Origin of the sequence: Erwinia aphidicola, from assembly GCF_014773485.1 — a bacterium.
GTDB classification, from domain to species: Bacteria; Pseudomonadota; Gammaproteobacteria; order Enterobacterales; family Enterobacteriaceae; genus Erwinia; species Erwinia aphidicola.
Genome location: NZ_JACXBP010000006.1, coordinates 82,548 through 105,015, shown reverse-complemented (window position 1 = coordinate 105,015; position 22,468 = coordinate 82,548). Strand labels below are relative to the sequence as shown.

General features: G+C 55.9%; 22 protein-coding genes, 2 pseudogenes and 1 other annotated feature. Of the genes and pseudogenes, 12 read left to right on the top strand and 12 right to left on the bottom strand.

All coding sequences use genetic code 11. The annotated features are described in order from the left end of the window. Window positions 1-60: 60 nt before the first annotated feature. Window positions 61-549 (top strand): ATP-independent periplasmic protein-refolding chaperone Spy, encoded by a 489-nt coding sequence (spy, locus tag ID864_RS15410; RefSeq protein WP_048916227.1) that lies wholly within the window; start codon window positions 61-63, stop codon window positions 547-549. Window positions 550-678: 129 nt separating this feature from the next. Here spy and cho read toward each other — a convergent pair whose 3' ends face one another. From cho to ID864_RS15390, 4 genes are all read right to left on the bottom strand, one after another. Then, window positions 679-1,548 carry an excinuclease Cho gene (cho, locus tag ID864_RS15405; protein ID WP_048916226.1) on the bottom strand — a complete coding sequence of 290 codons (870 nt, stop codon included), beginning with the start codon at window positions 1,546-1,548 and terminating at the stop codon, window positions 679-681. Window positions 1,549-1,631: 83 nt separating this feature from the next. Next, a complete protein-coding gene (nadE, locus tag ID864_RS15400) occupies window positions 1,632-2,459 on the bottom strand; it encodes an ammonia-dependent NAD(+) synthetase (protein WP_048916225.1) in 828 nt (275 codons plus the stop codon). Window positions 2,460-2,583: 124 nt separating this feature from the next. Then, the gene (locus ID864_RS15395) at window positions 2,584-3,774 is read right to left on the bottom strand and encodes a multidrug effflux MFS transporter (RefSeq protein WP_191150037.1); all 1,191 of its coding nucleotides are present in this window, start codon (window positions 3,772-3,774) and stop codon (window positions 2,584-2,586) included. Continuing rightward, complete coding sequence (locus ID864_RS15390) at window positions 3,771-4,355, bottom strand: TetR/AcrR family transcriptional regulator (RefSeq protein WP_191150036.1); 585 nt, start codon at window positions 4,353-4,355, stop codon at window positions 3,771-3,773. Before ID864_RS15390 ends, ID864_RS15395 begins: the two co-directional genes overlap by 4 nt. A gap of 198 nt (window positions 4,356-4,553) precedes the next feature. Here ID864_RS15390 and osmE point away from each other — a divergent pair, with 198 nt between their 5' ends. After that, complete coding sequence (gene osmE, locus ID864_RS15385; RefSeq protein ID WP_048916222.1) at window positions 4,554-4,892, top strand: osmotically-inducible lipoprotein OsmE; 339 nt, start codon at window positions 4,554-4,556, stop codon at window positions 4,890-4,892. 63 nt (window positions 4,893-4,955) lie between these two features. Here osmE and ID864_RS15380 read toward each other — a convergent pair whose 3' ends face one another. The 6 genes and pseudogenes from ID864_RS15380 to hxpB form a co-directional block, all read right to left on the bottom strand. Beyond that, window positions 4,956-5,363, bottom strand: a complete 408-nt coding sequence (locus ID864_RS15380) for a DUF6515 family protein (RefSeq protein ID WP_048916221.1) — start codon at window positions 5,361-5,363, stop codon at window positions 4,956-4,958. Between the two features lie 152 nt (window positions 5,364-5,515). Further along, window positions 5,516-7,606, bottom strand: a pseudogene (katE, locus tag ID864_RS15375) (catalase HPII); the annotation flags it as partial. A gap of 170 nt (window positions 7,607-7,776) precedes the next feature. Beyond that, window positions 7,777-9,174, bottom strand: a complete 1,398-nt coding sequence (locus ID864_RS15370; RefSeq protein WP_099754372.1) for an L-cystine transporter — start codon at window positions 9,172-9,174, stop codon at window positions 7,777-7,779. Window positions 9,175-9,336: 162 nt separating this feature from the next. Then, entirely contained in the window at window positions 9,337-9,927 is a 591-nt protein-coding gene (locus tag ID864_RS15365; protein WP_048916218.1) for a metal-dependent hydrolase, read from the bottom strand. A 145-nt stretch (window positions 9,928-10,072) separates the two neighbouring features. Further along, window positions 10,073-10,834, bottom strand: coding sequence for a 2-dehydro-3-deoxy-D-gluconate 5-dehydrogenase KduD (gene kduD, locus ID864_RS15360; protein ID WP_099754373.1), 762 nt, complete (start codon window positions 10,832-10,834; stop codon window positions 10,073-10,075). Between the two features lie 122 nt (window positions 10,835-10,956). Continuing rightward, window positions 10,957-11,628 (bottom strand): hexitol phosphatase HxpB, encoded by a 672-nt coding sequence (gene hxpB, locus ID864_RS15355; protein WP_048916215.1) that lies wholly within the window; start codon window positions 11,626-11,628, stop codon window positions 10,957-10,959. A gap of 171 nt (window positions 11,629-11,799) precedes the next feature. On the opposite strand from hxpB, the gene ID864_RS15350 reads away from it, so the two are divergent. Further along, window positions 11,800-12,339 (top strand): YniB family protein, encoded by a 540-nt coding sequence (locus ID864_RS15350; protein ID WP_048916214.1) that lies wholly within the window; start codon window positions 11,800-11,802, stop codon window positions 12,337-12,339. A gap of 39 nt (window positions 12,340-12,378) precedes the next feature. On the opposite strand, the gene ID864_RS15345 is transcribed toward ID864_RS15350, so the two are convergent. Together ID864_RS15345 and ghoS are read right to left on the bottom strand one after the other, a co-directional pair. Continuing rightward, window positions 12,379-13,272, bottom strand: a complete 894-nt coding sequence (locus tag ID864_RS15345; RefSeq protein ID WP_048916213.1) for a fructosamine kinase family protein — start codon at window positions 13,270-13,272, stop codon at window positions 12,379-12,381. Between the two features lie 99 nt (window positions 13,273-13,371). After that, entirely contained in the window at window positions 13,372-13,665 is a 294-nt protein-coding gene (gene ghoS, locus ID864_RS15340) for a type V toxin-antitoxin system endoribonuclease antitoxin GhoS (protein WP_191150035.1), read from the bottom strand. A 445-nt stretch (window positions 13,666-14,110) separates the two neighbouring features. On the opposite strand from ghoS, the gene ID864_RS15335 reads away from it, so the two are divergent. The 9 genes and pseudogenes from ID864_RS15335 to ihfA all read left to right on the top strand — a co-directional run bounded on the left by ID864_RS15335 (window position 14,111) and on the right by ihfA (window position 22,287). Next, complete coding sequence (locus ID864_RS15335; protein ID WP_048916211.1) at window positions 14,111-14,866, top strand: DUF481 domain-containing protein; 756 nt, start codon at window positions 14,111-14,113, stop codon at window positions 14,864-14,866. Window positions 14,867-15,106: 240 nt separating this feature from the next. Then, the gene (thrS, locus tag ID864_RS15330; protein ID WP_048916199.1) at window positions 15,107-17,035 is read left to right on the top strand and encodes a threonine--tRNA ligase; all 1,929 of its coding nucleotides are present in this window, start codon (window positions 15,107-15,109) and stop codon (window positions 17,033-17,035) included. A gap of 3 nt (window positions 17,036-17,038) precedes the next feature. Next, window positions 17,039-17,590 (top strand): translation initiation factor IF-3, encoded by a 552-nt coding sequence (infC, locus tag ID864_RS15325; protein ID WP_099754375.1) that lies wholly within the window; start codon window positions 17,039-17,041, stop codon window positions 17,588-17,590. 93 nt (window positions 17,591-17,683) lie between these two features. Then, window positions 17,684-17,881: a 50S ribosomal protein L35 gene (gene rpmI, locus ID864_RS15320; RefSeq protein WP_005968897.1), complete on the top strand. Its 198-nt coding sequence runs from the start codon at window positions 17,684-17,686 to the stop codon at window positions 17,879-17,881. Window positions 17,882-17,921: 40 nt separating this feature from the next. Next, window positions 17,922-18,278: a 50S ribosomal protein L20 gene (gene rplT, locus ID864_RS15315; protein ID WP_048916197.1), complete on the top strand. Its 357-nt coding sequence runs from the start codon at window positions 17,922-17,924 to the stop codon at window positions 18,276-18,278. A gap of 104 nt (window positions 18,279-18,382) precedes the next feature. Then, window positions 18,383-18,508, top strand: a sequence feature (Phe leader region). After that, a pseudogene (gene pheM / locus ID864_RS15310) lies at window positions 18,392-18,433 on the top strand (pheST operon leader peptide PheM). (Overlaps the previous feature by 42 nt.) An 88-nt stretch (window positions 18,509-18,596) precedes the next feature. Beyond that, window positions 18,597-19,580, top strand: coding sequence for a phenylalanine--tRNA ligase subunit alpha (gene pheS, locus ID864_RS15305; protein WP_048916196.1), 984 nt, complete (start codon window positions 18,597-18,599; stop codon window positions 19,578-19,580). Window positions 19,581-19,595: 15 nt separating this feature from the next. Then, window positions 19,596-21,983: a phenylalanine--tRNA ligase subunit beta gene (gene pheT, locus ID864_RS15300; RefSeq protein WP_191150034.1), complete on the top strand. Its 2,388-nt coding sequence runs from the start codon at window positions 19,596-19,598 to the stop codon at window positions 21,981-21,983. Window positions 21,984-21,987: 4 nt separating this feature from the next. Then, entirely contained in the window at window positions 21,988-22,287 is a 300-nt protein-coding gene (gene ihfA / locus ID864_RS15295; RefSeq protein ID WP_017802142.1) for an integration host factor subunit alpha, read from the top strand. The last annotated feature ends 181 nt before the right edge of the window (window positions 22,288-22,468 follow it).

Below are 22,468 nucleotides of genomic sequence, written 5' to 3'. Positions count from 1 at the left end.
ACTTGCTTCCGACATCACGACAATCGCGTCGTCATTGAACTGAAAAGTAAGGACTATATTATGCGTAAATTAACCTCTGTTTTTGTTGCCGCTTCACTGGCTCTGGGTGCTGCAAATATCGTTCATGCAGCCGCTGATACTCTGACGCCACCGCCGGCGGGCGCCGACAAGCCGATGATGCATAAGCCACCGCGTCACGGTGGAATGCACGAGATGTTTAAAGGACTGAATCTGACGGACGCGCAGAAACAACAGATGCGCACCATCATGAAAGAGTCCCATAAAGAGATGAAGCGCCCGTCGCTGGAAGAGCGCCGTGCGGTACATAACATTATTGCCTCCGACAGCTTCGACAAGGCGAAGGCAGAAGCGCAGGCTGAACAGATGTCTGCCAACGGCAAAGCGCGGGCAATGTCGATGCTGGAGACGCAAAACAAGCTGTATAACGTGCTGACCCCTGAACAGAAAAAACAGTTTAATCAGAACTTTGAGAAACGTCTGACTGAAAAGCCGCAGCATGAAGGTAAAATGGCGCCTGCAGAAGATTAAATCCGCTAGTTTCGAAGTGGGGAGGGATGCCTTCCCCCTTCGACCCGAGCAGGCTGCACAAATCTGAGACCGCCGACGTTGCCCACACCGCCTGAATGGCCGTGGTCACCGTCGGCGGTTTTGTTTTGTTCAGGCGCCGGGCAGAGGGATGATCGGCAGGCTGCCTTTCAGCAGCGGCTTGCAGAGGATCTTATAACCGTCGCTGTCAAAACCGGGCGGGGTGGTGCACAGGGCGGCGGCATCCGCCAGATCGCTGACTGAACCGAGGTAGAGCCAGTTATTGATCACATGTATCTGCTGCTGGCTGACGCCTTTTTCCACCACGGCGACGGCACCCGGCCATGGCCAGCACTGCAGGCGCACGGCGTCCAGCGCCGCCAGCAGGCGCTGCTGGTGCGCCTCCAGTGACTCTTCCCCACAGCAGGCTCCGGCGCAGCGTTTCAGGCTGTAGCGGAAGCAGGCGCGACCTTTAGTCAGCGTTTCCAGCCCCAGCAGGCCGTAGCAGAGCCGCTGCTCGTCGGCAATTTTTTGCAGGGTGTCCAGCGCGGCGCGGCGGCTGGCATACAGGCCGAACAGATCCGGGGTGTGCGAGAAGTCGACCTCTTTGGCATACACCACCTGCGGGCGCCCGGCGCGGATCTGCAGCGCGCACAGCTGGCGGTTTTTGCGCAGGCGTTTATTGAACAGCGGCTGCTGCAGTTTGATCATCTGGGCTTCCAGCAGCAGCGCGCCCAGCTCACCGGCGGTAGGGATAAAACTGATGCGCGTGGCCTGGCGCAGCATGCGTGCTTCATCCGGCGTGCGCAGATGCGACAGCACCCGGCTGCGGATATTGACGCTTTTACCGATATACAGCGGCAGGGTTTCGCTTTCACCATGAAAAATATAGACGCCGGGCAGGGAGGGCAGGGACTCGAGCCACGGACGCAGCTGTTCCGGATATTGGTAGATCGCGGCGGGTTCAAACTCAAGGCGATGACTGGCTATTCTTCTGACCACTAAAAACTCCGGCATACTGTGTATGCGCACAGTATAGCAGGAGTTTTCGCGTAAGGAATAACCGGTGAAAAGGGCCGAAGGGGTTAACGTTTCCAGAAATCGTCAAACACCGTAATCGGCGGGCGGCGTTTGTGTTCGGTTTTCAGATACCAGTTCTCAATGGTTTTCGCTGCCGCCGGGTCGATGGTTTGCCCTTCCAGATAGCGGTCGATCATCTCATAGGTCACGCCCAGCGCCACTTCATCCTGCAGGCCCGGACGATCGTCTTCAAGGTCGGCGGTGGGGTGCTTCAGATAGAGGTGCTCCGGGCAGCCCAGCGCTTTCAGCAGCTGCTTACCCTGACCTTTATGCAGGCGGAAGATCGGGTTGATATCGGTGCCGCCATCGCCGTATTTGGTAAAGAACCCGGTGACGGCTTCCGCCGCGTGGTCGGTGCCGACCACCACCCCGGAAGTCATACCGGCAATGTTGTACTGGGTTTTCATGCGCTCGCGCGCTTTATCGTTGCCGCGAATAAAATCGGAAAGCGTAATTCCGGCATCGCGCAGCGCCTGCTCGCTGGCCTGCACCGCAGCCTTGATGTTCACCGTCAGCACGCGATCCGGCTGAATAAACGCAATGGCGTCCTGGCAGTCCTGCTCATCGGCCTGTACGCCGTGCGGCAGGCGCACCGCGATAAACTGGTAGCTGCTGTCGCCAGTTTCAGCGCGCAGTTCGTTAATGGCGATCTGGCACAGTTTACCCGTCAGGGTAGAGTCCTGACCGCCGCTGATGCCCAGCACCAACGACTTCAGGAACGGATACGTTTTCAGATAGGATTTAAGAAATTCAACGCTGGTGCGAATTTCTGCCTGAGCATCAATAGTGGGCTTGACGCCCAGCGCCGCGATAATGTCCTGTTGCAGAGCCATTTACCTCTCCTCATTTTCAGCGCCGACTGGCGGCGACCGTGTGCAATTTATCTGTTTAAGCTAACGTGCCCGGCGCGAAACCACAACAATCAATACGTTACTCTCTGCACCGGGTCTGATTGGGTCAGGCTGTTTTCGCTTTCTGTGCCAGCAGATTGAACATCAGAATCGCCAGCATATAACAGCCAAAGATGGTGGCGCTCATGGTCAGTACCGAGGTGCCACCGATACCGGTAACCGGGACGCTAATGCCGCCCAGGGTAAACATGGTGACGCCAATCACGGCCGAAGCGCTGCCTGCACGGTGCCCCTGGCTCTGCATCGCCAGCGAGGCCGCGGTGACGGAGATCACGCCGTTGCTGGCCACGCTAAAGAACAGCGCCACCAGTACCAGCGGCAGGCTCGCGCTGCTTAGCCCCGCCACCAGCAGGCTGCCGGAAGAGATAAACGCCAGCACCAGCCCGCCTTTCAGCACGCGATACTCACCCCACAGCGGGCTGAGGCGTGCACTAACCTGTGATGCAATAATCAGGCCGACCCCATTGGCGGCGAAGCAGAAGCTGAATGCCTGAGGGGAAAGCTGGTAGATCTGCTGCAGGACGAACGGCGATGCGCCGATATAGGCGAACATGCCCGACATCATAAAGCCCTGCGTCAGGCAGAAGCCCATAAACGGGCGATGAGTGACCACCTGGCCGAGAGCCGCCCAGGAAGAGAACAGACTGCCCTGGCTGCGCCGCTCAGCGGGCAGGGTCTCGTGCAGCTTGAGGCGTGCCAGCACAAACAGCAGCACGGCAATCGCCGCCAGCACCATAAACAGCCCGCGCCAGTCGAGGAACGCCATCAGCGCGCCGCCCAGCACTGGCGCAGCAATCGGCGCCAGGCCGTTGACCAGCATCAGTAGCGCAAAGAATTTGGTCAGCTCGTGGCCGCTGTACATATCGCGGGCAATGGCGCGCGACAGCACCGCACCGCCAGCCCCGGACAGCCCCTCAAATAGCCGCGCCAGCAGCAGCTGATGGATATCCTGCGCCAGCGCACAGCCGATGGAGGCCACCAGCAGCAGCACCAGCGACAGCAGCAGCGGGCGAATACGGCCATATTTATCGCTTAGCGGGCCGAAAAACAGCTGGCCTAAGCCAAGGCCGAGCAGCCCGGCGGTCAGGCTCAGCTGTGCCGTTGCGGTCGGCGTGTGCAGGTCTTTAGCCAGTTCCGGCAGCGCGGGCAGGTAGAGATCGATGCAAAGCGGGCCAAGAGCCGCCAGCAGGCCGAGCGTGATGGCATAGCCAAGACGTTTGGGATGAGCAGGTGTCATGATTCCTCTGATCTGAAAAGAAGGTCGTTAATTTGCTGATAAAGGGTATAGAGACGTTCTGCTGACGCTTTCTGCGGCGTGATGCGGCGGTAAGAGGTGCCTTCCACCATGACGGCGAGGATCTCGACCGAGGCGCGAACCCGCTCAGGGCTGAACTCAGGATGTTCATCCGCCACTTTGCGACAGGCCTGGGTGAACATACGCTGGTCGGCATCGGCCATCATCTTTGCCACTCCGGGGTTTCGCGTGGCTTCGGCGGCAACCTCGATCATCAGGGCTTCATCCTCTTCATTGCGTACCCTGCGCCACGCCAGCAGCTCGGGCAGGTAGATGTTGCCGCTGGTGGATATCATCTCCTGCAGGCGGTAGTCGATTATGCGGCGGATGATCTCTTCAATAATCGCGTCTTTATTGGTGAAGTAGCGATAGATTTGCCCCACGCTGAGCTGCGCTTCCAGCGCCAGCTGCGCCATGCTGGCGCCATGAAAACCATGCTGGCGAAAACAGCGGCGGGCAGCAGTGATAATCTCGTCCTGGCGCAGACGGTGGCGCGCATCGCGTGCTTCTGCTTGTGTGCTCATCGGCTCTCCGCTTGGGGGTGAGTGACCCATAACAATCTGTAAGCTACAGCAATAACAGGAATGCGAATGTTCATTCTCAATGGCTGCATTATAGGCGTGGAGCAGAGAGATCGATAATAATTTGACGCCATAAAGTTGATAAATCTGCATTTATATTCCAGGCTTAAGCTTACATGGATAATAAATGAGGAAGAATAAATGCGTAAGTTGACGGGATTGATTGGTGCTGCTGTTGCCCTGGCCGTGTTGTCTGGCTGTACTGCCTACGACCGGGCTGAAAGTTATGTCACCAAACCAGTAGTGCAGGACGTGAAAAAAGGGATGACCCGCCAGCAGGTGCGTGACATCGCCGGCCCACCTTCTACCGAAATTACCATGGTCCACGCTCGCGGCACCTGCCAGACGTATGTGCTGGGCGAACGTGACGGTAAACAGCAGACTTACTTTGTCAGCTATAGCGACACCGGCCGTGTGATGAACTACGGCTTCCAGAGCTGCAAAGATTACGATACCGACCCGCAGGCTACCACCAAGTAACTGTTGGTTACGTAAAAAAAACGGTCACCGCGGTGACCGTTTTTTTTTGTCATTTTTAGCAAGTTACAGACCCGGCGGCCGTGGAACTTCCAGATATTCACCGTTGATGCTGCGGCGGTAGTAATGGCCGTCCTGCACGTAAAATCGCTCACCGTTGTAATCCAGCGCGCGCATGTCGTCGTAACTGTCGCGGTAATGTTCCACCGGGCGGTCAACCACCACATAGGTGTTATCGTTCTGGCGCTGGTAGTAGTTGCCGTTAAGCACATAGTAAGTCAGGCCGCCAATCAGCACCGCAGCGGCAGCACCGGGAAGAAACGATAAGCGCCCGGGTCCGTGGCCGCCGTGCCAGCCGCCGTCGCCATGATGCCAGCCCGGACCGGGGCCGGGACCCCAGCCGCCGGGATGGGCCGATGCCAGCGCCGGGGTAAGCAGCGATAAGGCGAAAAGTGTGGTTATCACCTTTTTCATAAGCATTCTCCTGGTTCATACCGGGTTCAGCATCTTCCTTACCCGGGATAAATACAAGCGCCAACCCCTCGCCATTTGCCGCTGCTTACAGCGCTTAACGTTTCCTTTACCTGACCGCCACGATTGCCCTCAGATTGTGATGAGCAGGGCGCTTACGCCGGGACGCTGAGCGCTTTCTGGCTGCGTGACCAGATACGGTGAGCACCCAGCGCGGCCAGGAATTCGCTCATCAACACCCCCTCAGTTTTGCTGTCGCAGATGATGCCCTCTTCTTCATCATCGTCAGCCAGCCCGAACTGTGCCTTAAAGCGCCGTGCGTTGCCGCTCAGCCCAATCACTTTCAGGTGTTTGTAGGCTTCCAGCAGGAAATAACAGGCATCGCCGCGCAGCAGCAGGGCATCGATGTTGCCATCGGGCACCAGCACCGCGTCAAACGTCAGCGAAGGCAGGCCGCTGAAGGTAGCATCCACGGTCAGCGTCGAACCGTCATCCGCGTGAACCTCGCCCATGTGCGCCGCCAGCAATTTGGCATGCACCCCGTGATTTTTCAGCTCCTGCAGCGCAGCCAGCGTATCGGCCGCGTTGAAACCATTGCTGAGCAGCAGCGCCACCTTGCGGCCTTTAATGGTGCCGCTTGGCACCGCATACAGGCTGAGGCTGGCATCTTTTTTCAGGCCATTGACGTCCTTAGGGGGGGCCGTCTGCAACTGCTGTTCGGAAAGGGTCAGGCCAAGGTTCTCCGCCACGCTGTTCGCCAGCGAAATATCGATATGCACCAGCTGGTCCACCACGCGCTCGCGAATGTAGGCGCGGCCGACTTTGCTTAGCTCGAAGGAGAAAGCATCGACGATATGCTGCTGTTCCACCGGCGTCTGACTCTGCCAGAACAGGCGCGGCTGCGAGTAGTGCTCCTCAAAAGAGGGGCTGCGCTCGCGCACTTTATGGCCTTCAATACGCTCCTGATAGCTCTCAAAACCGCCGCGCTGTGGCGCGGGTGGCGTTTCACGCGGCCAGTTGTCGTTGATCGAGTTGGGTTCGTAGTTGGCCGGGTTAGTATCGATCTCCATACGGTGCATGCCCTGGCGCTGGAAGTTGTGGTACGGGCAGACCGGGCGGTTAATCGGAATTTCATGGAAGTTAGGGCCGCCAAGACGGCTGATCTGGGTATCGGTGTAGGAGAACAGGCGCCCCTGCAGCAGCGGGTCGTTGCTGAAATCCATTCCCGGTACGATATGACCCGGGTGGAAGGCCACCTGCTCGGTTTCGGCAAAGAAGTTATCCGGGTTGCGGTTGAGCACCATTTTGCCAATCAGCTGCACCGGCACCAGCTCTTCAGGGATAAGCTTGGTGGCATCCAGTAGGTCAAAATCGAAGTTGAATTCGTCAGCCTCGGGAATAAGCTGCACGCCAAGCTCATATTCCGGGAAGTCTCCCGCTTCGATCGCTTCCCACAGGTCGCGGCGGTGGAAGTCGGGGTCGCGGCCGGTCAGCTTTTGTGACTCGTCCCACAGCAGCGAGGCTTTACCCGCCACTGGCTTCCAGTGGAAGCGCACAAACGTCCCTTTCCCTTCGGCGTTGATAAAGCGGAAGGTGTGAATGCCAAAACCTTCCATGGTGCGGTAGCTGCGCGGAATGCCGCGATCGGACATCGCCCAGATGACGTTGTGCAGGGTTTCTGGCTGCAGGGAAACATAATCCCAGAAGGTGTCGTGGGCGCTTTGCCCCTGCGGCATCTCATTGTTCGGCTCTGGTTTTACCGCGTGGACAAAATCAGGGAACTTATGGGCATCCTGGATAAAGAACACCGGGGTATTGTTGCCCACCAGGTCGAAAACGCCTTCCTCCGTATAGAACTTGGTGGCCCAGCCGCGGATGTCACGCACGGTATCGGCGGAACCCGCGCCGCCCTGCACCGTGGAGAAGCGCACAAATACTGGCGTGACGCTTTCCGGAGAGCGCAGAAAGTCCGCTTTGGTAACCTCGCTCATGTCGCGATAGGTCTGAAAGTAGCCGTGCGCCGCAGAGCCGCGCGCATGGACAATACGCTCCGGGATGCGCTCGTGGTCAAAGTGGGTGATCTTCTCACGCATGATGAAGTCTTCCAGCAACGTCGGTCCGCGCGTTCCGGCACGCAGTGAGTTCTGGTCATCGGCGATGCGAGTACCCTGATTGGTGGTCAGTGGTTGTTCCATTCCATTTTTGCGAAAGGGTTCCAGCGCAGCCACTTTGGCGTTGTCAGGGGCGGTAGTGGGCTTCTGCTGCTGCGGTTTGTGTTCTTTCGGCATGACTCATGTACTCCAGTTGCTGTCATTTTAGGGCAACAGTAACTATAGAACAGTGAGGGATATACGCCCGATAAATGCAGGGGTATGACGAAATGAGGCGGGCCGGGGGGATCCGGCCCGCGGGAGGGTTAGCGATGTGCCAGTTCGGCTTCGCTGTCTGACTCGGTGTTCATTACCGCTTTATCGGTCTGCTTCAGCCACTGGCTGGTCAGCGTACCGGCGGTCATGGAACCGTTGACGTTGAGCGCGGTGCGGCCCATATCAATCAGCGGCTCGATGGAGATCAGCAGGGCAACCAGGGTGACCGGCAGGCCCATGGCAGGCAGCACAATCAGCGCCGCGAAGGTTGCACCACCACCAACGCCGGCAACGCCCGCAGAGCTGAGGGTCACGATGCCGATCAGCGTAGCAATCCACATGGGGTCAAACGGGTTGATGCCCACGGTTGGCGCCACCATTACCGCCAGCATGGTCGGATAGAGACCGGCACAGCCGTTCTGGCCAATGGTGGCACCAAAGGATGCCGCAAAGCTGGCAATCGACTCTGGAATACCCAGACGACGGGTTTGCGCTTCCACGCTCAGCGGGATAGTCGCGGCGCTGGAGCGGCTGGTGAAGGCGAAGGTGATAACCGGCCACACTTTACGGAAGAAGCGCAGGGGGTTCACACCGTTGACCGACAGCAGCAGGGCATGCACGGCAAACATAATCGCCAGGCCGAGGTAAGAGGCCAGCACGAAGCTGCCAAGCTTGATGATGTCGCTCAGGTTAGAGGTTGCCACCACTTTGGTCATCAGGGCCAGCACGCCGTACGGCGTCAGCTTCATGATCAGGCGCACCAGCTTCATGACCCAGGACTGCAGCGTATCGATGGCTTTGAGTACGCGCTGGCCCTTTTCGGCATCATCCTTCAGCAGCTGCAGAGCCGCCACGCCAAGGAAGGCGGCGAAGATCACTACGCTGATGATCGAAGTCGGGTTAGCACCGGTCAGGTCGGCAAACGGGTTTTTCGGGACGAAGGAGAGCAGCAGCTGCGGCGCGCTGAGATCGGCGACCTTGCCAACATAGCTGCTCTGAATGGCCGCAAGGCGTGCGCTTTCCTGTGCGCCCTGCACCAGTCCACTGGCGTTGAGGCCGAACAGCCAGGTAACGAATACGCCAACGGCGGCGGCAATGGCGGTGGTGAACAGCAGCACGCCAATGGTCAGCACGCTGATTTTGCCCAGCGATGAGGCGTTATGCAGACGGGCTACGGCGCTGAGAATCGATGCGAACACCAGCGGCATTACAATCATCTGCAGCAGCTGAACGTAACCGCCGCCGACCAGGTTAAACCAGCTGACAGACTCTTTAATTACCGGGCTGTTTTCGCCGTAAATGGTGTGCAGCGCGAGGCCAAACAGTACGCCGACCACCAGGCCGAACAGCACTTTCTTCGACAGGCTCCAGCCGGTGCGGCCGGTTTTTGCTACCAGCAGCAGCAGCGCCACGAACGCTACCAGGTTAATAATTAGCGGAAAATTCATTTCCCATTTCTCCCAAAAATAGTCGGCAAAAGTGCCATAACTGACCTCAGTTAATTTCTGACGCGCAGTAACCAGCACAAGGGCGAAATGGTAGCAGCTAGTGATGGTGCAGGCTTATATCCAAAAGGAATGATTTATAACTTTTGTTGCGTTATCGGTCGATTAATGTCCGTTTTGCGGGTTTATCACCCGGCTAAAGCCATTTTGTACCGAATTGACCACCTGGCTGGTCCAGCCGGTCGCACCAAAGGGTGGCATACCCGGCGGAAACCAGATGGCATAACCGACCAGCGCGAGGCACAGCGCACGCTCCAGCTGGTTGCCTTTCTGGCTTCTCAGCAGCGGCAGGCGGAAGCGCCAGCGGCACGGCCATAGCAGAGGGACCCCGGCGGGCGTCAGCATGTCGGCCACAATGTGGCTGAGGTAACCCAGCACCATGCCCTGGAAAGCATCGGCAGGGATCAGCCAGCCAGCGGGCAGCTTTAGCTGCAGCAGCGCGACACCGCCCGCCACCGCCAGCAGGCTGTGGGTGAATCCGCGATGACCAAAGGCGCGCGCAATAGGGTGCGACAGCCACTTCAGGCGCTGACCGAGAAAAGATTTTGGATGGTCAATATCCGGCAGCAGGCAGGTGAGCAGGGTAGCCGGAATAATATGCCACCAGTCTGCGCTGGCCAGCACCGGCGTCAGTTCCGCTCGTTTGGCGAAAATGGCGCTGGCAATGGCAAATATGAGGTGGCCTTCGGCCGTCATGGGAACACCTGGTGCATAACTGTCAATGCATCCAGTATAGGGAATATATACAGTAGAATAAATATGTGACGCTGTAACGAAAGATAAATATTTTCACATCAGTGAAATGTTGAGCGGGTCGCACAGAAACTGACCCGCCTTTGGGTTAGCGCGCCAGCCAGCCCCCGTCGACGGCCAGCGTATAGCCATTAACGTAGTCCGCCGCGCTGGAGGCGAGAAACACCACCGGCCCCATCATATCGCGGCTCTCGCCCCAGCGACCGCTCGGAATGCGCTTGAGGATCTGCTGACTGCGCTCTTCATCATCACGCAGCTGTTCAGTGTTGTTGGTCGCCATATAGCCCGGGGCGATGGCATTAACGTTGATCCCGTACTGTGCCCATTCGTTGGCCATCAGGCGAGTCAGCCCCATTACCGCGCTTTTCGAGGCGGTATACGAAGGTACGCGAATGCCGCCCTGGTAAGAGAGCATTGAGGCGATATTAATGATTTTGCCGCCATGCCCCTGCTTAACGAACTGGCGCGCCACCGCCTGCGCAAGAAAGAACAGCGTTTTGCTGTTGACGTTCATGACGTCATCCCAGTCCTGCTCACTGAAATTCAGCGCCTCTGCGCGGCGAATAATCCCGGCATTGTTGACCAGGATATCGAGCCGCGGGCAGGCTGCCAGCGCCTGCTCCATCACCTTTGGCACGCAGTGGCTGTCCGACAGGTCGGCGGTGATGCTGATAAAGCGGCGCCCGAGCGCGCTCACCTGCTTTGCCGTTTCGCAGGCAGCGGAGCGGTTGACGCCAATGATGTCACATCCGGCCTGCGCCAGACCGACGGCCATACCCTGACCCAGCCCGGTGTTGCATCCGGTGATCAGCGCGACTTTCCCTTCGAGGTTAAAAGCATTGAGGATCATAGCGGCTTCCTGATTAACGAGGTTAGCAGGGAGCATAGGCGCAGGCGGGCGGTAATTCAATAAAAATGAAACGTTGTTTTATTTTTATTGAGAGGTGCTGCACAGGCAGCACCTTGTCAGGTTTAACGACCGTGCAGATGAGCGGGGGTAAGCTGCTGCAGGCTGCTGAGCTTGACCTCCGCCAGCGCCCAGCGTGCATCTTCGGCGTGGCTGGCGTCAGGCACCACGATAGAGCGCATACGTGCGGCTTTAGTGGCGATCATGCCGTTAAAGGAGTCTTCCAGCGTAACGCAGTTCAGTGGGTCGACGCCAAGCCGGGCGGCGGCATCAAGGTAAACCTGCGGGTGCGGTTTGCTGTAGGGCAGAGATTCCGCCGAGGCCAGCACTTCAAAATAGTCGCGCAGGTTGAACATCTCCAGCACGCGCTCCAGCATAAACAGCGGAGAAGCGGAGGCCAGGCCGATCTTCAGCCCCTCGGCCTGGCACAGCTTTAACGCATGCTCAACGCCCGGCAGCAGCGGACGGCTCTCCTCGACCAGGCTCAGCGCCCGGGCAATCACTCGCTGCGTCACTTCCGCCTGGGAAGGGCCGCTCCACGGCAGGGTTTCGTACCACATGCGCACCACCTGATCGATACGCAGGCCGAGCGCATCGGGCAGCTCTTTACGGCGGCTGAGGTCAACATCAAGGGTATTGAAGATGTCCAGCTCGGCCTGGTGCCATAGCGGTTCTGAATCAATCAGCAGGCCATCCATATCAAAGATGGCGGCGTGTACGGGGCGTTGATAAGACATTCTGCGGCTCCATTTGACAGTTTGCATCACCTTAGCATGAAGGCGTTGCTGAAAAAATTAACATCGCAGCGGCGTTAAGCGGAGAACCTGCTGCGCTGACCGCATTTTACAGGCGCTTTTTGCCGACTCAATGTAGACTGACACGCAGACATCGTATGGACAGGAGAAGGCATGACTTATCAACAGGCTGGCAGAGTGGCGGTGATCAAGCGGGTCGCGGGCTGGGTTATCTTTATTCCCGCGCTGATCTCAACGCTGATTTCCCTGCTGGGTTTTCTGGAAAAAAGCCGGGAAAAGCGCGAGGGCATTAATGCGGTGATGCAGGATTTCGCCCATGTGATGATTGAGATGATCCGTTTTAACACCGGTTTTCTTTCCAGCTTCTGGAATAACTCACCGGTACCGGATTTTAATCACGGCAGCAACGTGCTGTTCTGGGTTATCTACGTGCTGATTTTTGTCGGCCTTGCTTTGCAGGCTTCCGGCGCGCGCATGTGGCGCCAGTCGCGCTTTCTGCGTGAAGGGATTGAGGATCAGCTGATTCTGGAAAACGCGCGCGGTACTGAAGGGCACACGCGTGCGCAGCTGGAAGAGAGGATTGTGGTGCCGCGCCACACTATTTTCCTGCAAATATTCCCGCTGTACGTCCTGCCGATTATCATCGCCGTAGCGGGTTACTTCGTGCTGAAGCTGGCCGGGTTTATCTACTGAGGATCGCGGGCGGGGGAAGGTGCCCCGCCCGGGCTTATCTCAGGCCGGACGCGCGTGCTGTTTAGCCAAATCGTCCACATCTAACAGGGTGCCTACCGCACGCTGTGCCTCTCCAAGCCAGCTGCCGCCGAAGACATTGGCGCGGTTCAGCAGATAGTAGAGCTGATAAATCGGCTGACGCTGTGAGAAGCCGCAAGGTAGCGGCCACACCGACTGATAACCCTCGAAGATCTGCCCCGGCAGCTGACTGAACCACGGTAGCATGGCCAAGTCACACTCACGATCGCCCCAGTAGCAGGCTGGATCAAATAGCCAGGGACCACTGTCACTCCCCGCGCAGTTCGCCGGCCACAGATCGCCGTGCAGTAGCGACGGCTGCGGGTGATGGGCGTCGAGGGCCGTCTGCGCGCAGTGCACAATCAGCTCGATATCCCCATACTGAATACCTTTTTCAGCGGCGAGCTGCAGCTGCCAGCCGATGCGCTGTTCAGCAAAGAACACCGACCAGCGTTTCAGCCAGCTGTTGGGCTGAGGAGAGGTGGTAATATTATTGTCGAAGTCCAGCCCAAACTGCGGCTGTTCACTCCACTGGTGAAGATGGGCCAGCTGTACGCCAAGCTGGAAAGCAGAATCGGCATTTAGCGGCGTTGGCTTGATGTATTCCAGCAGCAGAAAGCTGGTATCGCGGTCGCTGCCAACGCCGTACACTTCCGGCACGCGCACCGTGTGGGTACGCGCCAGCAGCTGGAGCTGATCCGCTTCCCAGCTGAAGAGATCGAGCATCTCGCGCTGGTTACATTTGACAAACACCTGGTGCTCACCGTATTGCAGCAGCCAGGCTGAATGAACCTCACCGCCCGGCAACTCACTGCGTCCGTTAATTTCTGCCGGACCCAGTTGCTCACTCAACAGACGACCGATGGCTGACCACATAGGACACTCCTCTTTTTCGCTGTGATTCGACGATGATAACGCTTAAAGAATAACCAAAATACCCATTGGCGCACGGCATTGCATCATATTTACAGAAAGTTAGCTTTTAAGCTGCTGCTGAAACTCCTCCCAGCGCTGAACGTCCACCTCCGGTGTATCACCGAGCACCAGTTCTCCCGCGCTGCGCGCCTGCTGCGCGATCTCTTCCGGCGCCATCGCGCTGGTAATGCCGAAGCTATTGGTGCCTAACTCGTGTGGTTGGCCCTGGCTGTCGTTGAGCGTGGTGCTGAACCCGGCACTGAGCAGGGCGCTGTTCAACTCCAGCAGGTCAGAGAGCCCTTTTTCCTGGTAGCGAAAGGTGACAACAAACTGTTCAACGGATTGGCTATTCATGGTTTACCTCAATGTAATAAATGGCCCCTCAATCGTAGTTCACTGCCGCTGTCAGCGCGCTGAATTCATGCGCGGGCGGTAGCAAAGCCGAGGGCGGATCTCTTTTCTGCGCGTTTTGCGTTAAGAAGACGTAAAGCCGCTGGCGGCGCAGCGGAAGGGCGTAGGCTGGAATTAATATTTACTTACATATACCGGCTGCAGGGCGATAAAATCGCGCCTGGCTAAAGATAAATCTTATTTACAGCCAGGTGTTTTTTCATCACTAACCCATTATAATGCGCGCCGTTAATGGGAATATTCCTATTCGAAGGGGAGTTTGGGCCTGATGCTGTGGAAAAAGAGCGGATTAACAATTTCTTACGATTATTACCGTAAATTGCGTTGATCGTCCCTCAAAACGCTTCAGACTCCCTCTTTTTAAAACTGTCGTACGGGTCACATTTAAATGAAAGCGCTTAACAAGCTGTCTGTAGTTCTTCTGCTCTCCGGGGGAGCACTGTGTCAACAAGCCCTGGCGGATAACAACGTCTTCACGGTTATGGATGACCCTTCTACAGCGAAGAAAGATTTTGAAGGTAACGCGGCTGCGGGTTACATGGCACAGTCCGGTAACACCACCAGTTCTTCCGCAACGGCGAATACCAACATGACGTGGTATACCCCAAGTTTTGCTTACAGCCTGTGGGGCAACGCCAGCAACACCTCTTCTAACGATGAGCGTTCATCAGAGACCTATCAGGTCGGTGGCCGTACGCGTTATAACATCAACAGCGCTGACTACCTGTTCGGCCAGGCGAGCTGGTTAAGTGACCGCTTCAACGGTTACGACGGTCGTTCTATTCTTGCTGCCGGTTATGGTCGCCAGCTGCTGAACGGTCCGGTGCACTCGCTGCGTGTGGAAGCCGGTCCGGGTGTGCGTTACGACGACTACCATGAAGGTGGTCATGAAACTCAGGCTCTGGCCTACGGCGCACTGAGCTATCAGTGGCAGCTGACGGACACCACCAAGTTTGTTCAGGGTGTTTCCGTACTGGGTAGCGATGATACTACCGTCAACTCCGAAACCGGTCTGCAGGTGGCGATCAACGAACACTTCGCCCTGAAGATGGCTTACAACGTGACCTGGAACCAGAATCCACCGGAGTCAGCGCCCGATCATACCGATACCAAAACCACCATCACGCTCTCTTACGCGATGTAATTGCTTTCCGGGCTGCCTGCGGGCGGCCCGTCATCCCTGCCTTATTCTGTCAGCCTCTCCCTGCACGGTTTCTCTCTGATCCTAAAGATGTTATTATGCTTGCCTTGCTGTGTATTGCGCAGCTATCAAGGGCGGCGGCAATCCGACAATGTGGGTCAGATAGCCTGCCAGCCCGGAACTCTCAAACTATGTTTGCATGTAATCTTACGTGTGGGTTACCACTGCAATTAAGGATGTTTCATGCCTGTAATTACTCTTCCTGATGGAAGCCAGCGCTCTTTTGACCACGCCGTCAGCGTGATGGATATTGCCCTCGACATCGGTCCTGGCCTGGCGAAAGCCTGTATTGCCGGCCGTGTGAATGGCGAACTGGTGGATGCGGTTGATCCGATCACCGAAGATGCCAACGTGGCGATCATCACCGCTAAAGACGAAGCCGGTCTGGAAATTATTCGTCACTCCTGTGCGCACCTGTTGGGGCACGCGATTAAACAGCTGTGGCCGGATACCAAAATGGCTATCGGCCCGGTTATCGACAACGGTTTCTACTACGACGTTGACCTTGACCGCACGCTGACCCAGGAAGATATCGACCTGCTGGAAAAGCGCATGCACCAGCTGGCAGAGACCAATTACGACGTTGTTAAGCAGAAAGTGAGCTGGCAGGAAGCGCGTGACGCTTTTGCTGCGCGCGACGAAACTTACAAAATGACCATCCTTGATGAAAATATCAGCCGTGACGACCGTCCTGGCCTGTATCATCACGAAGAGTATGTCGACATGTGCCGTGGTCCGCACGTGCCGAATATGCGTTTCTGCCACCACTTTAAGCTGCAGAAAATTTCTGGCGCTTACTGGCGTGGCGACAGCAACAATAAAATGTTGCAGCGTATTTACGGCACCGCCTGGGCCGACAAAAAGCAGCTGGCTGCCTATTTGCTGCGTCTGGAAGAAGCGGCGAAGCGCGACCACCGTAAAATCGGTAAGCAGCTCGACCTGTATCATATGCAGGAAGAGGCGCCTGGCATGGTGTTCTGGCACAACGACGGCTGGACTATCTTCCGCGAGCTGGAAGTGTTTGTCCGCACCAAGCTGAAAGAGTATGACTACCAGGAAGTGAAAGGTCCGTTCATGATGGACCGCGTGCTGTGGGAAAAAACCGGCCACTGGGAAAACTACAAAGAGGCGATGTTTACCACCTCTTCAGAAAACCGTGAATACTGCATTAAGCCGATGAACTGCCCAGGCCACGTGCAGATTTTCAATCAGGGTCTAAAATCATACCGTGATTTACCCCTGCGCATGGCGGAGTTCGGTAGCTGTCACCGTAATGAGCCGTCGGGTGCACTGCACGGCCTGATGCGCGTACGCGGCTTTACTCAGGATGATGCCCATATCTTCTGTACTGAAGAGCAGGTGCGCGACGAGGTCAACAGCTGCATTAAGATGGTGTACGACATGTACAGCACCTTCGGCTTTGAAAAGATCGTGGTGAAACTCTCTACGCGTCCAGAGAAGCGTATCGGCACCGACGACCTGTGGGACCGCTCAGAAGCGGACCTGGCAGCCGCGCTGAAAGAGAACAATATTCCGTTCGAATATCAGCCGGGCGAGGGCGCTTTCTACGGTCCTAAAATTGAATTTACCCTGCATGATTGTCTCGACCGTGCATGGCAGTGTGGTACTGTGCAGCTGGACTTCTCGCTGCCGGGCCGCCTGAGCGCCTCGTATGTGGGTGAAAGTAATGAACGTCAGGTTCCGGTGATGATTCACCGCGCAATCCTGGGGTCCATGGAGCGCTTTATCGGGATTTTAACCGAAGAATATGCCGGTTTCTTCCCGACCTGGCTTGCTCCACTACAAGTTGTGGTGATGAATATCACCGATGGCCAGTCCGAATATGTTGCAGAATTGACCCGAAAATTGCAGAATGCGGGCATTCGTGCAAAAGCGGACTTGAGAAACGAGAAGATTGGCTTTAAAATCCGCGAGCATACTTTACGTCGTGTCCCTTACATGTTGGTCTGTGGTGATAAAGAGGTGGAAGCTGGCAAAGTGGCCGTTCGCACCCGCCGCGGTAAAGACCTGGGAAGCATGGACGTAAACGAAGTGATCGCGAAGCTGCAGGATGAAATCCGCAGTCGCAATCTTCATCAATTGGAGGAATAAAGTATTAAAGGCGGAAAACGAGTTCAACCGGCGCGTCCTAATCGCATTAACAGAGAAATTCGCGCCACTGAGGTTCGTCTGACAGGCGTCGATGGCGAACAGATTGGTATTGTCAGTCTGGATGAAGCTTTAGAAAAAGCTGCAGAAGCAGGTGTTGATCTTGTCGAGATCAGCCCTAACGCCGAACCGCCCGTTTGTCGTGTTATGGACTACGGCAAGTTCCTTTATGAAAAAAGCAAATCTTCTAAGGAACAGAAGAAAAAGCAAAAAGTTATCCAGGTTAAGGAAATTAAATTCCGTCCTGGTACCGATGATGGCGACTATCAGGTAAAACTACGCAACCTGATTCGCTTTCTGGAAGATGGCGATAAAGCCAAGATCACACTGCGTTTCCGCGGTCGTGAGATGGCGCACCAGCAGATCGGTATGGAAGTGCTTAACCGCGTCCGTAAAGATCTGTGTGAAGATATTGATCTGGCAGTGGTCGAATCGTTCCCTACAAGGATCGAAGGTCGTCAGATGATTATGGTGCTCGCTCCCAAGAAGAGGCAGTAGGCCCTAAAGTAATCCTGCCGCGCGCTTCGGTGCGCGGTGAGATTCGCCTGTCTGGTTCATTTTATTAACAATGCGAAGTGGATATTTTTTCAAATGCCAAAGATTAAAACTGTACGTGGCGCGGCCAAGCGCTTCAAGAAGACCGCCGGTGGCGGCTTCAAGCGTAAACACGCTAACCTGCGTCATATTCTGACTAAAAAATCTACTAAGCGTAAACGCCACCTGCGTCCGAAAGGCATGGTGTCTAAAGGCGATCTGGGTCTGGTTATTGCCTGCCTGCCGTACGCATAAGTAAATTTTTTTTTAACAGAATATTAAACAGGAGAGCTAAATGGCTCGTGTAAAACGTGGTGTAGTTGCTCGCGCACGTCACAAGAAAATCTTAAAACAAGCTAAAGGCTATTACGGTGCACGTTCACGTGTTTACCGCGTTGCCTTCCAGGCTGTAATTAAAGCTGGTCAGTATGCTTACCGTGACCGTCGTCAGCGTAAGCGTCAGTTCCGTCAGCTGTGGATTGCGCGTATCAACGCAGCAGCCCGCACTAACGGTATGTCTTACAGCCGTTTCATCAATGGCCTGAAAAAGGCTTCGATCGAAATCGACCGTAAGATTCTGGCTGACATCGCCGTATTCGACAAAGCAGTATTTGCTGCTCTGGTAGAAAAAGCGAAAACAGCTCTGGCGTAAGCCAGTTGGAAGAGGGAGCTTGTCTCCCTCTTTTTTATTGTCTGAAAAGATTGACTTTTCTGCCTGTTAAGATTTCAATAGAGCCGTCTTAACCGCAACAAGGTAACGCCACCATGAATGCTATTTTCCGTTTCTTTTTTTACTTTAGCGCCTGACTATCGGGGGCTTTTGCGCAAAGAAAAGAAACGAAAAATCGCGCTGAAAGCCTCCCTCGTGGAGGCTTTTTTCGTTTTAGCGCTCGAAACACATCGACTATTGGGCGGCTACTCGTCCTGACAAATAACAGACCGGCCACGGTGGCTGGAAGAAGAGGAAAGCATGTCACATCTCGCAGACCTGGTGGCGAGCGCGAAAGCCGCTATCAATGATGCTCAGGATGTCGCCGCGTTAGATAACGTTCGCGTCGAATACCTGGGTAAAAAAGGGCATCTAACGCTCCAGATGACAACCCTGCGTGAACTGCCAGCGGAAGACCGTCCGGCGGCGGGTGCAGTGATTAACGAAGCAAAGCAGCAGGTTCAGGAGGCGCTTAACGCGCAGAAGAATTCGCTGGAGTCCGCCGTGATGAATGCCCGCCTGGCGCAGGAGACGATTGATGTCTCGCTGCCGGGCCGCCGCATTGAGAACGGCGGTCTGCATCCGGTAACGCGCACCATAGACCGCATCGAGACCTTCTTCGGTGAGCTGGGCTTCTCCGTGGCAACCGGTCCGGAAATTGAAGATGACTATCACAACTTCGATGCGCTGAATATTCCCGGGCACCACCCGGCGCGTGCGGATCACGATACCTTCTGGTTTGATGCCACCCGCCTGCTACGTACCCAGACTTCTGGCGTGCAGATCCGCACCATGAAAGATCAGCAGCCACCTATCCGCATTATTGCCCCGGGCCGCGTCTATCGTAACGATTACGATCAGACTCACACCCCAATGTTCCACCAGATGGAAGGATTGATTGTCGATAAGGGCATCAGCTTCACCAATCTGAAGGGCACGCTGCACGACTTCCTGAACAACTTCTTTGAAGCTGACCTTCAGGTACGCTTCCGTCCTTCCTACTTCCCGTTCACCGAACCGTCCGCTGAAGTGGATGTGATGGGTAAGAACGGCAAGTGGCTGGAAGTGCTGGGCTGTGGCATGGTGCACCCGAACGTACTGCGCAATGTTGGCATTGACCCGGAAGTTTACTCAGGCTTCGCCTTTGGTATGGGGATGGAACGCCTGACCATGCTGCGCTATGGCGTGACAGACCTGCGTGCCTTCTTCGAAAATGATTTACGTTTCCTCAAACAGTTTAAATAAGGGCGGGTAAAACCAATGAAATTCAGTGAACTCTGGTTACGTGAATGGGTCAACCCGGCCATCGACAGTGCAGCCCTGTCCGATCAAATCACTATGGCAGGCCTGGAAGTAGACGGCGTTGAAGCCGTTGCCGGTGCTTTTCACGGTGTAGTCGTGGGCGAAGTGGTCGAGTGCGGTCAGCACCCGAATGCCGACAAGCTGCGCGTGACCAAAATTAACGTCGGCGGCGATCGCCTGCTGGATATCGTCTGTGGCGCAGCTAACTGCCGCCAGGGGCTGAAAGTGGCCGTGGCAACCGTAGGCGCAGTGCTGCCGGGTGATTTCAAAATTAAAGCGGCTAAGCTGCGCGGTGAGCCTTCTGAAGGTATGCTGTGCTCGTTCTCCGAGCTGGGTATTTCCGACGATCACGACGGCATCATTGAACTGCCGCTGGATGCCACCGTTGGCACCGACATCCGCGAATATCTGCAGCTGGATGACAACACGATTGAGATCAGCGTCACGCCAAACCGTGCCGACTGCCTGAGCATTATCGGCGTGGCGCGTGACGTGGCCGTGCTCAATAAGCTGCCGTTGAACGCTCCCGAAATCGCCCCGGTTGCCGCCACGCTGGCGGATACCTTGCCAATTCGTGTTGATGCGCCAGAAGCCTGCCCGCGCTACCTCGGTCGGGTGGTGAAAGGTATCAACGTCAAAGCCGCTACCCCGCTGTGGATGAAAGAAAAACTGCGCCGCTGCGGCATCCGCTCTATCGATCCGGTGGTGGATATCACCAATTATGTTTTACTTGAGCTCGGCCAGCCGATGCACGCCTTTGACCTTGACCGCATTGACGGTGGCATCGTAGTGCGCCTGGCGGAAGAGGGTGAGAAGCTGACCCTGTTGGACGGCAATGAAGCCACCCTGAAAGGCGACACGCTGGTGATTGCTGACCACAGCAAAGCGCTGGCCATGGGCGGGATTTTTGGCGGTGAACACTCTGGCGTAAATGAAGAGACTCAGAACGTACTGTTCGAGTGTGCCTTCTTCAGCCCGCTCTCCATTACCGGCCGCGCACGCCGTCACGGCCTGCATACCGATGCGTCTCACCGCTATGAGCGTGGCGTGGATCCGGCTCTGCAGCATAAAGCTATCGAACGCGCTACCGCGCTGCTGCTGGAAATTTGCGGTGGTGAAGCTGGCCCGGTCATCGATGTGACGACCGAGTCAGCCTTGCCACAGCGTGCGACCATTACGCTGCGTCGTGAAAAGTTGGACCGCCTGATTGGCCACGTGATTGCCGATGCGGAAGTGAGTGATATTCTGCGTCGCCTCGGTTGCGAAGTGACGGAAGGAAACGGTCAGTGGCAGGCGGTAGCGCCAGGCTGGCGTTTCGATCTCGCTATCGAAGAAGATCTGGTGGAAGAAGTGGCCCGCGTTTATGGCTACGACAACATTCCGGACGTGCCGGTACAGGCGGGTCTGGTGATGACCAAACACCGCGAAGCTAATCTCTCCCTGAAGCGTGTTAAGGCGCTGCTGGTGGATAAAGGCTATCAGGAAGCCATCACTTACAGCTTCGTTGACCCCAAAATTCAGGCGCTGCTGCACCCGGGTGAAGAGAACCTGGTGCTGCCTAGCCCAATCTCGGTAGAGATGTCTGCAATGCGTCTGTCGCTGTGGAGTGGTCTGCTGGGTGCGGTGGCGTATAACCAGAATCGTCAGCAGTCACGCGTACGTCTGTTTGAGAGCGGGCTGCGCTTTGTCCCTGATACTCAGGCAAACCTCGGCATCCGTCAGGATGTTATGCTGGCGGGTGTTATCAGCGGGCATCGCAATGAAGAACACTGGGATCTGGCGCGTAACGCAGTAGACTTCTATGATTTGAAAGGTGATTTGGAATCTGTACTGGAGTTAACTGGCAAGCTGGACGAGATTCAGTTTGTGGCAGCGGCTAATCCGGCACTGCATCCAGGGCAGAGCGCACAAATTATTTTACGCGGCGAACACATCGGATTCATCGGTGTGGTGCATCCGGAACTTGAACGTAAACTGGATCTTAACGGCCGTACGGTGGTGTTCGAACTGCTGTGGGACAAGGTTGCAGACCGCGTCCTGCCTGACGCCAGCAGCATTTCACGCTTCCCGGCGAACCGCCGAGATATCGCCGTGGTGGTGGCAGAAAACGTGCCAGCAGCAGATATCATCGCAGAGTGTAAGAAAGTTGGCGTAAATCAGGTAGTTGGCGTAAACTTGTTTGACGTGTACCGTGGTAAGGGCGTAAATGATGGTTTTAAGAGCCTCGCTATCAGCCTGATTTTGCAAGATACCAGCCGGACACTCGAAGAAGAGGAGATTGCCGCTACCGTTGCAAAATGCGTAGAGGCACTGAAAGAGCGATTCCAAGCATCCTTGAGGGATTGAACCTATGGCGCTTACAAAAGCTGAAATGTCTGAATACCTGTTTGAGAAGCTCGGGCTTAGCAAGCGGGATGCCAAAGAGCTGGTAGAACTGTTTTTTGAAGAAGTGCGTCGTGCTTTGGAGAACGGTGAACAGGTCAAACTGTCAGGATTTGGCAACTTCGACCTTCGCGACAAAAATCAACGTCCGGGACGTAACCCCAAAACGGGTGAAGATATTCCCATTACGGCTCGCCGGGTTGTGACGTTTCGACCGGGACAGAAACTTAAAAGCCGGGTAGAGAACGCCTCGCCGAAAGAAGACTGATTTCCGCCATTCAAAAGGCCGCGCAAGCGGCCTTTTTCCTTACTGTCTGTTTTAGTCGATTAGGGCAAAACCCCTGATTATACTCTTCACAATCCCTCCATACTGTTAAGCCTGCGTAAGTTATTAGAAAGTAAACGGTAAATCATCCCGGGCTGATAGTGATCTTCATAAGCAATTGCTA